Origin of the sequence: Marinilactibacillus piezotolerans (assembly GCF_900169305.1) — a bacterium.
Lineage (GTDB): Bacteria > Bacillota > Bacilli > Lactobacillales > Carnobacteriaceae_A > Marinilactibacillus > Marinilactibacillus piezotolerans_A.
Window position 1 is genome coordinate 276,279 of the sequence record NZ_FWDP01000002.1, and the last position, 15,641, is coordinate 291,919.

Consider the following 15,641-nt stretch of genomic DNA (forward strand, 5'->3'; position numbering starts at 1 on the left):
TTTAATAATGTTTAGCACGGATTGTTTTCGCTATCATATAAGAAAAGTAACGACCTAGGAAAATAGTAAATACTCATCCCCCGAAAGAGATGAGTATAATTAGAATATTTATGAAGCTGTTTAATGATAGGACAATCAAGTTACTTTAGCTATCTTAGAATCCGCTGGATGCTCCACCGCCGCCGGACATACCGCCGCCACCTGATGAGCCGCTGCTTCCACCGCCAGAGAATCCACCTCCGCCGTATCCTCCATAATAACCGCCGCCAAAGCCGCCGCCTCTACCGCCGCGACCGCCTCTGCCTCCTGAATTAGCAGAGAAAATACCTCCGAACAAGATGATCAGCGTAAATATGATTCCAAAAATTAAATCTGATGATGAGTCCGAAGATTCTTGTGGTTCAGGGACGAATCCAAGTATTTCTTCTTGATCATAACTATATTCCTCATTGACAGATTGTGATAAGCTTGTGAAAATCCCTTCAACAGCTGTAGAGTAGTCATCTGTTCCAAGAGCATCTAGCTGACTATCTATCATACGGCCGGCGCTGGCATCAGTGATTGCCCCTTCTAAACCATATCCAACTTCAATCCGGATTTCCCGGTCATTTTCAGAAATCAGCAAGAGTACACCATTATCGGTATCCTCTTGTCCAATTCCCCATTTAGTGAATAGTTCAGTTGCATATTCTTCTACGGATAATCCATCTAGGGTCTCAACTGTTGCGACGACAACTTGTGGTTTTTCTTCTGTATTTTCGTAATTTCGGTTAACGTTCAGGATCAGTTCTTCTACGTCCGGATCAATTACATCTGCTTCGTCATAAATATAAAAATCAGATGGCGCATCTGGCAGAGAAGCTGCTGCTGCGGTCGTAACTGGAATAAGCCACAAGAGCAAAGCACTTACGCTGAATACAAGTAATTTTTTCAATAGATTAGATCCTTTCTCGTGGAATATGAGCTGATTTAATCCTTAGTCAAAATCTACAGTAGGGGCTTGTTCAGTGCCTTCTTCTGCTTCAAAATAAGGACGTTCATCGAAACCTGACAGGTTAGCAAAAATCGATGTCGGGAAAGATTCTACTTTATTATTGTATGAACGGACGACTTCATTAAAGCGACCACGTTCTGTCGCAATTCGATTTTCTGTTCCTGCCAGTTCATCCATTAAAGCTGTCACATTTGCGTTTGAAGTTAACTCAGGATAATCTTCTACAGAGACCATCAAAGAGTTTACTGCAGTATCTAATTGCTGATTCGCCTCAATACTTTCTTCAACCGTTTCAGCTGATGTGACTCCAGCTCTTGCATCTGCAATGGCTGTAAAGATTTCTTGCTCGTTATCCATTGCTCCTTGGACTGAGTTGACAAGATTAGGGATCAAGTCATATCGGCGCTGCAATTGTGATTCGACTTGCGCCCATGAAGCATCTACTTCATTTTCTGCTTGGACAAGGCTGTTATAAGATCCACCTAAATAAATAACGGCTACGACAATGACTGCGATTAACCCTGCGAGTATTTTCTTATTTGTTGACATGTTTGAACTCCATTCTGTTATGTGGTTTGTATCATTACATAAAAAAAATCTTGATACCGTTGCATGCATTCAACAGTTTTAGTGAGAAGCATTCATTGATAAACATTTAACGCTCTATGTCTATTTTACCTTATTGATTATATTAACGGAACAATTTAACTAAATTTAAAATAAAAAACGATTGTTTTATAACTCTAGATTTTAACTCAATGATGGTATTCTATTTAATGGAAATATCCTATCATTTAAGCTTATTTAAACGACTATCTTCCTCAAAGAAAGAAACAGGTATTTTGTCTACCACTAATACATGTGTTTTCCTTGAGGCAGAATGCTGGACAGAACCATTAAGTGAACGTACCAGATTCATAGCGTCTCGTCATACTATCCAATTTCCCTGTAAAAACAATTACTTCGTTTCTCATACAGAACCCCCAAATTACTATAAGAGTGAGCTACTGCCAACATTAACTATTTGATTATAAATATGGTTATGCTATAATGATTACGTAAAAAGAGGACATGCAGGCAACATGCCCTCTAATGTAGAACCGTTTAAGACGGTAGCAAATTTAAGTTAAAAAATAACCGTTAACCTGCCAAAGTTAGGACGGTTATTTTTTTTGTCGTTTTTTAACTTGATCAGCGCAACTATAAGACTAATTAAGGAAATCAACAGACTTCCGAAACCAATCATAAGCTGCAATGCGTCAGCTACTGACAAAAAGGCTTCTCCTTTCTAAGATTTCAGTACTTATCTCCATAAGCACCACCACCTTCCGGATAGCCACCGCCTTAACTTTCTACCTTTTAAGTGTAACACATCCTAGTAATAGATTCTCTCCCTTAAATGTACTTTATTACAATCTCTAAATTAATAATATTTCTTTTCTTTTTTATATTTTAACTAATTGGGACATTTATATTATGGCAACCGACTCAAATGCTTTATACTATAGGTTTGCTCCTTAGTTTATTCATGTTTGAATTCATTTGACGGAGAACCCAAAAATAGTGCTGGCAAATACTCACCAGCACTACTTCCATCATGATATAAAGTTGTTTTTTCTATTATTAGGTTTTAAATACTTACCGTATTTTCCTAAATCACGCGTTTGCGTAATAAGCTGCTTTTTTCTTTTTCAAGTCAGCAACGTCTGATTCACGGCAGTATACAAAGTGACCTGGGACGATCTCACGAAGTTTTTCTTCTTCTCCGTTTGATTCTCTTGGAACATAGACCGTTCGCTTGCGGCTCCGTTCGTGTTCTGGATCCGGAAGCGGCACTGCAGACAGCAAGCTTTCTGTATAAGGATGCAGCGGACGATTGTACACTTCGTCAGCTGGAGCTAATTCAAGCAGTTTTCCCGTATTCATTACCCCGATACGATCACTGATGTATTTAACCATAGATAAGTCATGCGCTATAAACAAGAAAGTTAAGTCTTGAGAAGCCTGCAATTCCATCATTAAGTTGACAACTTGTGCCTGGATTGAAACATCGAGTGCAGAGATTGGCTCATCTGCCACAATAAATTTCGGTTTAACCGCTAATGCACGGGCAATCCCAATACGTTGACGCTGTCCACCTGAGAACTCATGCGGATAACGACTTGCATGATCAGGATTCAATCCGACTAATTCAAGCAATTCAATTACGCGGTCATTTCGCTCTTTTTTTGAAGAAGCTAGTCCATGAATATCGATACCTTCTGCAATAATATCTCGTACCTTCATTTTCGGATTCAATGAAGCATAAGGATCTTGGAAGATCATTTGCATATCTCTTCTGAATGTTAACAGATCTTTTTTATTGGAAATATTATGCACTTGTGTCCCTTGGAAATCAATCTCTCCTTCAGTCGGATCGTACAATCGAATAATTGAACGACCAGTCGTAGACTTACCAGATCCTGATTCTCCTACAAGTCCAAAAGTTTCTCCTTTATAGACATCAAACGTAATATTATCAACTGCACGAACTTCATTTTTTGTGCCGGCATTGAAATATTGTTTTAGGTTTCTGACTTCTAAGATTTTTTCTTTTGTATCAGCCATTATTTTGCGCCTCCTTCAGTATGAAGTGCAGCATATTTTTCTTTATAGACTTTTTGACGAGCCATAATTTCAGCAGGCGGATTTATAGCAGGCGCATCCTTATGGAGCAGCCATGTTGCTGCGTAATGTGTATCCGAAACCTTGAACATCGGCGGCTGGTGTTCTGTATCAATCTTCATTCTATATTCATTTCTTGGTGCAAAGGCATCACCTTTTGGTGGATCCAGCAGATCCGGAGGTGTACCAGGGATCGCATATAGAGAGCCATTCGTTTCCAGAGTCGGCATTGATGCCAGCAAGCCCCAAGTATAAGGGTGTTGCGGATTATAGAACACTTCATCGACTGTTCCGACTTCCACAAATTTACCTGCATACATTACGGCTACTCGGTCCGCTACATTTGCTACGACACCTAAGTCATGGGTGATAAAGATGATGGATGTATTCACTTTGTGTTGAAGTTCTTTCATCAATTCAAGAATCTGAGCCTGAATCGTAACATCCAGCGCTGTTGTCGGTTCATCCGCAATCAGAATATCCGGGTCGCAAGCTAATGCGATCGCAATCACGACACGCTGGCGTTGACCACCTGAGAATTGGTGAGGGTATTGTTTCATTCGTTTTTCAGCGTCTGGCAACCCTACTAATTTTAATAATTCTAAAGCTCTTTCTGCTGCTTGTTGTTTATTCATATTTTGATGCAGGCGCAAGGGCTCTGCTATTTGTTTTTCAATGGTCATTGTCGGATTTAAAGAGGTCATTGGATCCTGAAAGATCATGGCAATCTTTTTACCGCGAATGTTCTGCATCTCTTTTTCTGACGTTTTCACTAAATCTTGTCCATCGAATAAGATTTGTCCTTCTTCAATGTTGGCATTTTGAGAAAGGAGCTGCATAATGCTTCGAGTCGTTACAGATTTCCCTGAACCCGACTCTCCAACAATCGCTAGTGTTTCTCCTTTTTTCAGATCAAAACTGACACCGCGAATGGCTTGCACTTTACCTGCGTAAGTGTCGAATGTGATCTTTAAGTCTTTAACTTCTAAAATATTACTCATTCATAGTCACCCCGCTAGTCTTTCATTTTCGGATCAAATGCATCGCGTAATCCATCAGCTAAAAAGTTGAAGGAAATCATCAAGACACATAACACGCCTGCTGGGTACCACATAAGGTGCGGCAGAAATGTAAAGGTCTTGTATCCATCATTGATCAATGTTCCTAATGAAGCTAAAGGTGCCGGAATACCAATACCAATAAAGCTTAAGAAGGCTTCAAAAAAGATCGCTGCCGGGATTGAGAACATGGTCTGGATAATAATGACACCTGATAGATTCGAAATCATATGCTTAACCGCAATTTTCCAAGAGGATTCTCCCAGTGTTCTTGCCGCTAATATAAATTCTTGATTCTTCAGTTTCAGTGTTTGCGCCCTAACAATTCGAGCCATTGGAATCCATCCGGTAATCGCTAAAGCAATGATAATAGAGATAATGCCTGGTTCGAACACTAAAAGCATCAAAATGACGACAACTAAATTGGGTACACCAGACAGAATCTCTAGAATACGCTGCATCACATTATCGATTCTTCCGCCGTTCCAGCCTGAGACCAGCCCATAAATAACGCCAATGGTTAAATCAAAAAAGGCTGCTGCAAAAGCAATCAATAAGGAAATACGCGTTCCGAAAAGAATACGAGAAAGCAAGTCGCGACCCAGACTATCTGTACCAAGCAGATAATAAGTGTCTCCAGCTTCTACTTGAGCATATTTGTCAATTCTCATGTCTCCTGAAGTGGCTGCTGTTCCATCTAGTCCTGGTATTTCAATTCCAGGCACTTTAGGTGGCAAGTTGGCATGTTCAGTGACTTGAGTCTCGATATCATGTGGTGCGATAACGGGAGCCAACAGTGCCAGCAGCATAATCAGTAAAATAATAAACAAACTGGTTACAGCTGCTTTATTTTTTTTCAGTCTTCTCCATGAATCTTGCATAAAACTCAAAGAAGGTGCTGAAATTTTTTCATTGTTTTCTGTAGCTGATCCACTAACTTGTTCAAACATATCAGAGGAAATCGTTGTGTTTTGATTAAAAATTTGATTATTATTGTGGGTTTCCATTCTTATTTTCCTCCTTTAGAAGAAATTCGAATACGTGGATCAATCAGTCCGTACAGCATATCTACAATCAGAATGATGACAACGAGCATCGTTGAATAAAGTAATGTTACACCCATGATTGTTGGATAGTCATTTGACTGAATGGACTTGATAAACTGCTCTCCGATTCCCGGAATAGCATAAATACTTTCGACAACCATTGAACCGGTCATCAACGCAACAGCCATTGGTCCAATCAAAGTAATCAATGGAATTAAGGCATTTCTAACCCCGTGCTTAAAAGCAACTGCCCAGCGGCTCAATCCTTTCGCGCGTGCTAGTTCAATATAGTCGCTGCCTAAGACGTCCACCATTTCTGTACGAATGAATCGGGCAGAATCTGCTAGTGGTGCGATTGCCAAAGCAATAGTCGGCAGTACAGAATAGCTGAACCCATCGTCCCATAATGCAATGGGGAACCACTGTAGTTGAACAGCAAAAACCAACTGTAAAAGTACTGCGAAGACAAAGTTAGGAATAGAACGGCCTAAAATTGCCATAAAAGTCGCCAGTGTATCAGCCCATGAGTTTTGTTTCATTGCAGCGATAACCCCTAGGATAATACCTAAGAATGTACCGAGAATAACGGCTTGGAATCCTATCTGAAGAGAAGGACCTACTCTTGAAGCTAATAGTTCTGTTACTGGCGTATTATCAAACTGGAAAGACACGCCTAAGTTTCCTGTCAATAATCCACCCATATATCTGAAGTACTGTACAATGACTGGGTCATTTAATCCGTATTGTTCTTGCATGATGAGTAATTGTGCTTCCGATAATTTATCCTCATTCGTAAAAGGTGTACCCGGTAATAGATTCATCAAGAAGAACGTAATTGATGCAATTAGAAATAAGGTCAACAGCATGTATAAAACACGTTTACCATAATATCTCATAAAATTTTTCATCAATTAACACCTCCGTTATTTATTTTCAACGCTATTTGTTTTCATAAAATTTACACAATATCTAGAATAGGCTCAGCACGTATCAATTGCAACTTTTTCTGAAATTGTGTGTCAATGAAAAGAGTTATATGAGAGTAAAATGAAAATAATCCGATTTCATTATCACTTTATTCTGATTGGTCATTATTTATACTCATTTTCATTTGTGCCTCTATTGTAGTCTGTGATAGTTTAGTGTACATTGTTCTTTAGCATTTACATTATTAAGATTAAGGAGCCGTTTCAGATGCAAAATAAATTTAATACTCCTTCTATTACGCTTGTTTTAGTTCTGTTCATCTTCGTATTAGAACTCATTTTGTATAAAGAAATTTCTTTTCTCCACACATCCAATTTGTTTTTTTATCCAGCAGGTATTCTGCTGATTATTGGTTTGTTCAGTCTGACGCTTCGTTCTGGATTTTTTGATTTCTTTTACTTCAGCTTCAGAAAGGCTTCTAAAAGAATTCGAAGAAAACAGGATGAAGACCCTGATGAAGATGATGAAGTTTCTGTGACAGATCTCTCTGATAAGATTGGAAACTTTCACTTATTTTTTATAAAAAGCGGCAGTACCTTGCTGGTTATTTCGATCATTTCTTTGATTGGATTTTATCTATTTGAATAGTCTCATTCTCCTTTATAGATTTGAACCGAGAAATTAACCCGAACTTAATCCCCATACTCAAAAAAAGAGTGGAGCTCCACTCTTTTTTTGACGCTTAGGAAACCTTTACTCGTCATTATCTATAAATGCCCATTTGTAAGAATAGTCTGCACCCGTTAAATGAGCTGCGATTCCTTCTACATAAGGTTTTTCAAGAACTGCATAAGAACGTTGGTAAATTGGTGCAATACCTGCAGTTTCCATTAAGAGTTGTTCTGCTTCGAGCAGATCTTGCCAGCGTGCATCTAGATCGTCCACATTGCTTTGAGCACTTTCAATTAAAGCATCATATTCTTCATTGCTGAATCCAGATTGATTATTTGGATTACCTGACTGGAACATTTCCAAGAAGTTGATCGGGTCTGCATAGTCAGCTCCCCAACCAGATAATTGAATATCATAATCTTGAGCACTGCTTGAAGCCAAGCGGACTTTGAATGGTACATTTCTGAGATTGATCGTCAATCCTGGAAGATTCGACTCTAATTGCGCCTGCATGTATTCTAGAGATCTCTTAGAGTTCTCAGTATCGTCACCAAGCATTTCAAGCGTAATGGAGTCTGTTCCCAATTCTTCTAGTCCAGCTTCCCAATACTCTAATGCTTCTTCAGGGGCGTAAGATAACAAATCGCCATTTTCAGCACGATAATCTTCGTTTGATTCCGGTCCAAAAGCCAATCCTTCTGGAACCAATCCATTTGCCGGAACAGAACCATTTTGTAAAATAGTATCCGTGAACCCTTGCTTATCAAAAGACATGGCAACTGCTTTACGGATATTTTCGTTTGCTAAAGCCGTTTTTTCCCCATTGCGTTCCTGATTGAACTTGAAGAAAAATACAGAAGATGTTGGTTCTGTCAGCAATTCCGGATCGCCTAGTTTAGTCGTGACGTACTCACCTGTCATTCTCATGCGATCCACGTCACCAGCGTTATATAAATTCAATGCCGTAGACGTTTCTTTTACTACGTTAACGTCGATTTGGTCTAACTGGACAGTTTCAGCATCCCAGTATGAATCGCTTTTAACCATCGTCCACTTCAAGCCAGTTCCGTCCCACTCTGTTAATTCAAATGGTCCGTTATATAGCAGTGAATCACTGTTAGAAGCATAATCACTGCCTAATTCAGTTACATAAGCTTCATTTTGAGGTAAGAACATCGGTAGAGTCAATAGATCTTTGAAATAAGGGACGGGTTTTTCTAGTTGAACTTCTAATGTTTTATCATCGATTGCTTTAGCACCAAGCTCTGATGGTTCTTTATCTCCAACAAGAATCGCTGAGGCATTTTTAACCACGCCATCAATCATATACGAGTATTCAGATGCCGTTTCAGGATCTGATAATCTTTGCCATGCAAAGACAAAATCATTTGCAGTAACCGGATCTCCGTTTGACCAAACAGCCTCTTCTTTTATATTGAACGTGTAAGTCATGCCGTCTTCGCTGACAGCAGGTTCTTCTGCCGCCATCCCTAACACCAGATTGTTTTCTGGTCCTTGGCGGTAAAGTCCTTCATTCACGTTATTCAAAACATTGAAACTGGAAGCATCTGTTGTAATTGCTGAATCCATTGTCGGAATTTCTGCCGTTTCAATCAATTTCAAGACTTGCTTATCTTGAGCTCCATCGGAACTTGCGTTTCCTGATGATTCGTTTCCACATGCTGACAGCAATAGAACACTTGTTAGAGCAATGCCTATTTTTTGCATTAGTTTATTACTCTTCATTCATAAATCCTCCTATATTATTGCAACACTGTTTATAACTAAAATTATATAACCACTACTATTAGTGTACTCGAAACATATTATCACCTCATTATCATAATTACAACACTTTTATGTAAAAATTCAAGTCGTTTATCACACGTTTCTTTTAGAATTTGCTTAGATTTACCGTCTTTTCAAATTATTTTCATTTACTGATTCTGCTTTGAATAGGTAAGAGGAGACTTCATTAGTATTATCATGCATGTTATACTGTATCAGTAAATGTTCATGTGTTTTTTAAGCGCAAAAGTAATTTTTTTGCGCGACTACCCTATTTTTCAAACGACAAGGAGCGATTAGATGACCAGTACTACTTTGAATCAATTTTTAGAAGAGAATCTAAACGAACTGAAAGAAAACGGTCTGTACAATGAGATCGATACGGTTCAGGGACCTAATGGATCTGAAATTATAATCAATGGGAAAAAATTGATCAACTTATCTTCCAACAACTATCTGGGATTTGCCAATGATGAGCGATTAAAAGAAAAAGCCAACCTGGCAACAAATCAATACGGAGTCGGCGCTGGGGCTGTCCGTACAATTAATGGTACACAAAGTATCCATGATGAGCTTGAATCAAAAATTGCCGATTTTAAACAAACTGAAGCAGCTGTTGCCTTCCAGTCAGGGTTCAACTGCAATATGGGTGCCATTTCAGCTGTAATGACAAAGAAAGATGCGATTCTTTCCGACGAATTGAATCATGCTTCTATCATTGACGGATGCCGCTTATCCGGTGCAAAAGTGATTCGTGTAAAACATCAGGATATGGATGACTTGCGAGCAAAAGCAAAAGAAGCCACAGAAAGCGGACAGTATGAAAAAGTCATGTACATTACAGACGGCGTTTTTTCAATGGATGGCGATGTGGCTAAACTGCCTGAAATCGTTAAAATCGCTGAAGAATTTGACTTGATTACTTATGTAGATGATGCTCACGGCTCTGGTGTAATGGGAAAAGGTGCTGGAACGGTTAAACATTTCGGATTACAAGATAAAATTGATTTCCAAATGGGTACGCTCTCTAAAGCAGTCGGTGTTGTCGGTGGATATGTTGCCGGAACTCAAAACTTGATCGACTGGTTAAAAGTTCGTGCACGTCCTTTCCTATTCTCAACGTCTTTAACTCCCGGTGCAGCTGCTGCCTGTATTGAAGCAATCGATATTATGTCTGCTTCAACCATTGAACATGACCGTCTATGGGAAAACGGCCGCTACTTGAAAGCAGGCTTGAAAGACTTAGGGTTCAACATCGGAGAATCTGAAACACCGATTACGCCTTGTATCATCGGAGATGAAAAATTAACACAGAAATTTTCTAAACGTCTGACAGAAGAAGGCGTCTACGCCAAATCAATCGTTTTCCCGACTGTCCCTAAAGGAACAGGTCGAGTCAGAAATATGCCGAGTGCTGCTCATACTACTGCACAGTTAGATCGTGTGCTGGAAGTATACCAGAAAGTCGGTAAGGAATTGAACGTTATTTAATAAGAAGAAACAAGATAGCATAAAGCAGTTGAATATACTGGGTTAAGATCAGGCAATCATGAAGACTTGATCCAGTCGACTGCTTTTTTGCTGCTGTTTTTCAAAACGGAGGAAGAAGCCTTGAAAAAGATTTTGATTACCGGAGCTTTAGGGCAAATCGGAACAGCTCTGACGGCTCGCTTAAGAGAAACATATGGAACGGATAACGTCATTGCATCAGATATTCAAAAGCCGGAACACTCATCCGTTGTAACTGACGGTATTTTTGAAAATCTTGATGTGACCAATCAGTCTTTAATAGAGGAACTGGTTCAGAAGTATGAAGTGGATACGATCATTCACTTAGCTGCCTTGCTTTCAGCTGTAGCAGAAGCAAAACCGCAATTGGCTTGGGAATTGAACATGGGCGGTCTGAACAATGCTCTGGAAGTCGCACGTACTTATGGATTGAAATTTTTTACCCCCAGCTCGATCGGTGCTTTCGGACCAGAAACCCCTAAAGACAAAACACCTCAAGTCACTTTACAGCGTCCAACAACGATGTACGGCGTAACGAAAGTCAGCGGTGAATTATTGTGCGATTACTATTATCAAAAATTTGGTGTCGACACGAGAGGTGTACGCTTTCCAGGACTGATTTCCTATGAAGCACTTCCTGGTGGCGGGACAACTGATTATGCGGTAGACATTTATTATGAAGCTTTGAAATCTGGAGCTTACACTTCTTTTATTGATAAAGGAACCTATATGGACATGATGTATATGCCGGATGCGGTTGAAGCCATTGTTCAGTTGATGGAAGCTCCTGCTGAGCAGCTGGTTCATCGCAATGCTTTTAACGTCAGTGCAATGAGTGTCTGTCCTGAAGACTTTGAAAAAGCCATTCAAGCGCACCTGCCTGAATTCAACTTATCTTTTGAAGTAGATTCGGTTCGTCAGACGATTGCAGAATCATGGCCGAACGCCATCGACACAACAGCTGCTCAAACTGAGTGGGGATTTTCACCAAACTATACATTGGAAAAAATGACAGCTGATATGCTGGAAAAATTAAACGTTAAAATAACTGAATAATCAAAAATCGGCTGCTTAAAAGAACCCCTTTTAAGCAGCCGATTTATTTATCCTCTATCCACATCTTCAACCACAGGGCCTTGTTCCGACCCTACGATCACTCTGTCCACACAATCCAAGAATAATCCATGTTCTACAACGCCGGTAATTGAATCAAGCCAAGTTGCTAACCTCTTCGGTTCTTCAATGACGCCCATGTGCAGATCAATAATCAGATTACCTGAATCAGTCACCAGACGTTCTCCATCTTCTTCCTTTCTCCAAGAAGGGTTGTATCCGGATTTTTCAAATAATCGGAAAACTTGACCAGCGCCGAAATGAACCACTTCTACTGGCAGGGGAAAAGCACCTAGCTGTTCGACCAGCTTGCTTTCATCTACGATCCAGATAATCTGATCCGATAGATTAGCGACCACCTTTTCAAACAAGTGAGCAGCACCGCCGCCTTTGATTCCCTGATATTCACTGGAAATTTCATCTGCTCCGTCGATTGTTACATCAATATGATCAACGTCATCTATATCTTTTAGAGGAATGCCCCACTCTCTAGCATGATCCGCAGTCCTAAAGGAAGTCGTAACTCCAACGATCTGGAGACCTTCTTCTTTAACCCGTTTTCCGACTGCTTCCACCATGTAATAAGCCGTTGACCCAGTACCTAAACCGACTATCATGCCGTCTTTTACAAATTCTGCCGCTTTGTACCCAACCATTTGCTTAAGATTCATTCTAAAAAATCCCTTCTATATTCATTATCTCGTTATGTATCGCTTACATTCCACCGCTATTGTACCATAAGTCGATGCTTTCTACTGAGTTTTTCTGTCGGGTTGTTGTGTATTGCCGGCAGACTATCCTATAAAGACCTCAGACTATCGATTACTATTCTTTTTAGTATAAAACACGTAATTTCTTAAAGAAAAAGAGCACTTTTGCAAGTACTCTTTCTATCTCATCTAGCCGTTTGTCTTATCTAGAATTTTGCGAGCTTCTTCAACAAACGTCTTCAGCACTTTGATTCTGGCATATTTTTTCTGTTGACCTTCTACAATAATCCAAGGAGCGTAATCTGTATTTGTGCGGACAAGCATTTCATTCATTGCTTCAATGTATTCATCCCATTTTTTCCGATTGCGCCAATCTTCATCCGTCAATTTATATACTTTGTCCGGCTCTGTTTCACGCGCTTTAAACCTTTCCAGCTGTTCATCTTTATCGATATAAATAAAAAACTTCAATACTAGCGTACCGAAATTATGCAGATGTTTTTCCATCTGATTGATCTCATCATAAGCCCGGTCCCATTCAGCGGTTTCTGCCAGCCCTTCGACACGTTCGACCATGACCCTTCCATACCAGCTGCGATCAAATATTTTCATATCGCCTTTTTTCGGAAAGTTTTTATAGAATCGCCATAAATAATGATGGGCGTTTTCTAAGGATGATGGAGCAGAAGTCGTAACCACTTCATATCCTCTAGGATCCATTTCTCTTGTCAGACGCTCTATAGCTCCGCCTTTTCCGGCTGCATCGACTCCCTCAAATACCAATACTGTAGGTATCCCTTTCGTATAAAGCTGAAAAGCCAGTCGTTGTGCTTCCAGCTGTAATTCATCTTTTAATTGATCGTACTCCTCATCTTCCAATTTCAGATTCAGATTTATGTGATCCAGCGGTTTCTCTTGAGGTGCATACGTCCGCAGTTCTTTCCTTAATCCGCCGTTTTTCATCCCCATGATTCGATCGATGCCTTGATAAATCAAATCAATGGACATTCCTAAAGCTTTTTCAGAGGCTGCTTTTTTATCTTCTGAAGAGATCACATGCCATTTGCTGAACGTAAAATCTGATTTATCCAGTATCGTATCGAAGTGCTCTAGATATTTCTCATATTGTTTATATTGATCTTCATCTCGTTCACTGATCATAAAAGACCGGTACGGATCTTCCTTTAGTTCATCAATTCGTTTTTGCTGTGTTTTTTCTTTCTGATGCAGAAACAATTTGATGATAATTGCTTGATCATCAAGCAGTTGCTGTTCGATTGAACTGATATCTTTGATATTCTGATCAAGCTCCTGATCTTTTATAGCTGGATCATTGAACAGCTTGAAGTAAAAACTGCGATCATAAATCGCTATATCGCCCTTCTTCGGTAATTTATCCCAAAAACGCCATAAGAATGGACGATTTCTTTCTTCTTCCGTTGGATTTTCAAATACACTGACTTTAAATTGTTTTGGATTCAATTCCCGAACCAGATCTTTAATAACATATCCTTTTCCAGATGATTCCCATCCTTCTACAAGAATCAGTACTGGAATATTTAAGTGATTTACCAGCCGCTGAGCACGGGCTAATCGCTCACCCAGTTCTTTTCTTTTAAACTTGCTATATGGGTTTTCAAAGTGATCAAAGTCAAACACTTTAATCATCGTGTGCCTCCTCAAGTCGTAATCTGATTATTATCTGCTATATTGTTGTTCTCTTTTGACTAGAATAGCAAAAATGAGAACGACTCCCCTAACGAAACACTTTAAATGAAGGAGATTTAGTGCGAACGGAACAGCAAGGAAGAAAGAAAAACAGTTTTCATCTTAAATTAAAAAATGCTATACTGTTTATTAAATATTTTTAATGGAGTGATTAGATGGAAACTGAACGAACAGCTACTTTAGAAGAGCTCATTCAAGAGCATATTTCTGTGGTCAAAGGTTATCGCCGACAACTGCATGAATTTCCGGAATTATCTTTTCAAGAATATAAAACGAGTCAATTTATTTTCGATGAGATGAGTGCTTTAGATCACGTTGAAGTAACCCGTCCAACCAAAACCTCTGTCCTCGTTAAAATCACCGGAGGAAAGCCAGGACTGAAAATCGGACTCCGCGCTGATATTGATGCACTTCCCATACAAGAAGAACGACCAGAGCTGACCTTTTCCTCAAAAGTCGATGGGATTATGCACGCTTGCGGACATGATGGACATACAGCTATGCTGATGACCGCAACCAAAATTTTGTCTGAACAGGCGGACCAACTGGAAGGAGAAATCTACAGTATTTTCCAGCATGCGGAAGAAAGTCATCCGGGCGGTGCTAGAGAAATGGTGGCAACCGGATTATTTGATGATTTTGATTTTATTTACGGCCATCATTTGTTTTCTAATATCGAAACTGGATTGATCGATATCAAATCAGGAGCCTGTACTGGAAATTCTGATCGCTATGATGTCACAATATACGGAAAAGGGGGGCACGCAGCAACCCCCCATGAAACGATCGACCCGATTATCATCGGTGCTCAGATCATTGAAAAATTTCAGACAATTATTTCTCGCAAAGTTGATCCACTGGCATCAGGAATCATTTCAAATACTGTTTTTCAAGCGGGAAATTCTAATGCAAAAAATATTATTCCAGAGACCGTATTGCTGGGAGGAAGTGTCCGTTCATTTGAACCGAACGTCAGAGATTTGATTGAAACGGAAATGGAACGAGTCATCAAAGGAACATGCGACAGCTATGGTGCTGATTATACTTTTAATTTCCGCCGCGGATATGCCAGCGTGATCAATAACGAAGAAACGACAGCGACCGTTCAAGAGATTGCTGAAACAGCTTTTCCCGATCAAATCATTTCCTTACCGCCTACGATGGGGGGAGAAGACTTTTCAGCATTCTCGAATCTGGTTCCGTCTACGTATGTATTTATCGGAGCCAAAAATGAGGAATTCGGATTCGATTTTCCGCACCATCATCCTAAATTTGGAATAGATGAAAACAGCCTTTTGACGGGTATCAAGTTGTTTGTCAATATTGCTGTTCAATACTCTAGGTTGACCCTCACTTAACAAAAAAAACCTTGCTTGACAGTCCCTGCTTCTCTATAAAAAGAGAAACAGTTCTGTCGAAGCAAGGTCTTTTT

14 protein-coding genes are annotated in these 15,641 nt (G+C 39.7%); 4 read left to right on the plus strand and 10 right to left on the minus strand.

What is annotated here, in order from left to right:
* Positions 1 to 154: 154 nt before the first annotated feature.
* The 7 genes from B6F02_RS01315 to opp3b all read right to left on the minus strand — a co-directional run bounded on the left by B6F02_RS01315 (position 155) and on the right by opp3b (position 6,670).
* On the minus strand, positions 155 to 934 hold the full coding sequence (locus B6F02_RS01315; protein ID WP_080145596.1) for a TPM domain-containing protein: 780 nt from the start codon (positions 932 to 934) through the stop codon (positions 155 to 157).
* Between the two features lie 42 nt (positions 935 to 976).
* The gene (locus B6F02_RS01320; RefSeq protein WP_080145597.1) at positions 977 to 1,543 is read right to left on the minus strand and encodes a LemA family protein; all 567 of its coding nucleotides are present in this window, start codon (positions 1,541 to 1,543) and stop codon (positions 977 to 979) included.
* 577 nt (positions 1,544 to 2,120) lie between these two features.
* Positions 2,121 to 2,267 (minus strand): putative holin-like toxin, encoded by a 147-nt coding sequence (locus B6F02_RS01325; RefSeq protein ID WP_080145598.1) that lies wholly within the window; start codon positions 2,265 to 2,267, stop codon positions 2,121 to 2,123.
* Between the two features lie 383 nt (positions 2,268 to 2,650).
* Positions 2,651 to 3,601: an ABC transporter ATP-binding protein gene (locus B6F02_RS01330; RefSeq protein WP_080145599.1), complete on the minus strand. Its 951-nt coding sequence runs from the start codon at positions 3,599 to 3,601 to the stop codon at positions 2,651 to 2,653.
* Positions 3,601 to 4,659: an ABC transporter ATP-binding protein gene (locus B6F02_RS01335; protein ID WP_080145600.1), complete on the minus strand. Its 1,059-nt coding sequence runs from the start codon at positions 4,657 to 4,659 to the stop codon at positions 3,601 to 3,603. Before B6F02_RS01335 ends, B6F02_RS01330 begins: the two co-directional genes overlap by 1 nt.
* A gap of 14 nt (positions 4,660 to 4,673) precedes the next feature.
* Positions 4,674 to 5,666 (minus strand): oligopeptide ABC transporter permease, encoded by a 993-nt coding sequence (gene opp3C / locus B6F02_RS01340; RefSeq protein ID WP_306293708.1) that lies wholly within the window; start codon positions 5,664 to 5,666, stop codon positions 4,674 to 4,676.
* A gap of 59 nt (positions 5,667 to 5,725) precedes the next feature.
* A complete protein-coding gene (gene opp3b / locus B6F02_RS01345; RefSeq protein WP_080145602.1) occupies positions 5,726 to 6,670 on the minus strand; it encodes an oligopeptide ABC transporter permease in 945 nt (314 codons plus the stop codon).
* A 286-nt stretch (positions 6,671 to 6,956) separates the two neighbouring features.
* On the opposite strand from opp3b, the gene B6F02_RS01350 reads away from it, so the two are divergent.
* Positions 6,957 to 7,337 carry a DUF3899 domain-containing protein gene (locus B6F02_RS01350; protein ID WP_080145603.1) on the plus strand — a complete coding sequence of 127 codons (381 nt, stop codon included), beginning with the start codon at positions 6,957 to 6,959 and terminating at the stop codon, positions 7,335 to 7,337.
* 105 nt (positions 7,338 to 7,442) lie between these two features.
* Here the strand turns inward: B6F02_RS01350 and B6F02_RS01355 are convergent, their stop codons facing one another.
* Complete coding sequence (locus B6F02_RS01355; RefSeq protein WP_080145604.1) at positions 7,443 to 9,107, minus strand: peptide ABC transporter substrate-binding protein; 1,665 nt, start codon at positions 9,105 to 9,107, stop codon at positions 7,443 to 7,445.
* Positions 9,108 to 9,449: 342 nt separating this feature from the next.
* Between B6F02_RS01355 and B6F02_RS01360 the strand changes: the two genes are divergently transcribed.
* Positions 9,450 to 10,640 (plus strand): glycine C-acetyltransferase, encoded by a 1,191-nt coding sequence (locus tag B6F02_RS01360; protein WP_080145605.1) that lies wholly within the window; start codon positions 9,450 to 9,452, stop codon positions 10,638 to 10,640.
* Between the two features lie 120 nt (positions 10,641 to 10,760).
* Positions 10,761 to 11,714, plus strand: a complete 954-nt coding sequence (locus tag B6F02_RS01365) for an L-threonine 3-dehydrogenase (protein WP_080145707.1) — start codon at positions 10,761 to 10,763, stop codon at positions 11,712 to 11,714.
* A 47-nt stretch (positions 11,715 to 11,761) separates the two neighbouring features.
* Here the strand turns inward: B6F02_RS01365 and rpiA are convergent, their stop codons facing one another.
* Positions 11,762 to 12,442 (minus strand): ribose-5-phosphate isomerase RpiA, encoded by a 681-nt coding sequence (gene rpiA, locus B6F02_RS01370; RefSeq protein ID WP_080145606.1) that lies wholly within the window; start codon positions 12,440 to 12,442, stop codon positions 11,762 to 11,764.
* Positions 12,443 to 12,670: 228 nt separating this feature from the next.
* Complete coding sequence (locus B6F02_RS01375) at positions 12,671 to 14,149, minus strand: hypothetical protein (RefSeq protein WP_080145607.1); 1,479 nt, start codon at positions 14,147 to 14,149, stop codon at positions 12,671 to 12,673.
* Between the two features lie 215 nt (positions 14,150 to 14,364).
* Between B6F02_RS01375 and B6F02_RS01380 the strand changes: the two genes are divergently transcribed.
* On the plus strand, positions 14,365 to 15,567 hold the full coding sequence (locus tag B6F02_RS01380; RefSeq protein ID WP_080145608.1) for an amidohydrolase: 1,203 nt from the start codon (positions 14,365 to 14,367) through the stop codon (positions 15,565 to 15,567).
* The last annotated feature ends 74 nt before the right edge of the window (positions 15,568 to 15,641 follow it).

Bases quoted from the DNA above. Each gene is read 5' to 3' on its own strand.
- B6F02_RS01375 (WP_080145607.1), bottom strand. From the start codon at position 14,149: ATGATTAAAGTGTTTGACTTTGATCACTTTGAAAACCCATATAGCAAG.
- B6F02_RS01320 (WP_080145597.1), bottom strand. From the start codon at position 1,543: ATGTCAACAAATAAGAAAATACTCGCAGGGTTAATCGCAGTCATTGTC.
- B6F02_RS01335 (WP_080145600.1), bottom strand. From the start codon at position 4,659: ATGAGTAATATTTTAGAAGTTAAAGACTTAAAGATCACATTCGACACT.
- opp3C (WP_306293708.1), bottom strand. From the start codon at position 5,666: ATGTTTGAACAAGTTAGTGGATCAGCTACAGAAAACAATGAAAAAATT.
- B6F02_RS01380 (WP_080145608.1), top strand. From the start codon at position 14,365: ATGGAAACTGAACGAACAGCTACTTTAGAAGAGCTCATTCAAGAGCAT.
- B6F02_RS01350 (WP_080145603.1), top strand. From the start codon at position 6,957: ATGCAAAATAAATTTAATACTCCTTCTATTACGCTTGTTTTAGTTCTG.
- B6F02_RS01360 (WP_080145605.1), top strand. From the start codon at position 9,450: ATGACCAGTACTACTTTGAATCAATTTTTAGAAGAGAATCTAAACGAA.
- B6F02_RS01330 (WP_080145599.1), bottom strand. From the start codon at position 3,601: ATGGCTGATACAAAAGAAAAAATCTTAGAAGTCAGAAACCTAAAACAA.
- B6F02_RS01355 (WP_080145604.1), bottom strand. From the start codon at position 9,107: ATGAAGAGTAATAAACTAATGCAAAAAATAGGCATTGCTCTAACAAGT.
- rpiA (WP_080145606.1), bottom strand. From the start codon at position 12,442: ATGAATCTTAAGCAAATGGTTGGGTACAAAGCGGCAGAATTTGTAAAA.
- opp3b (WP_080145602.1), bottom strand. From the start codon at position 6,670: ATGAAAAATTTTATGAGATATTATGGTAAACGTGTTTTATACATGCTG.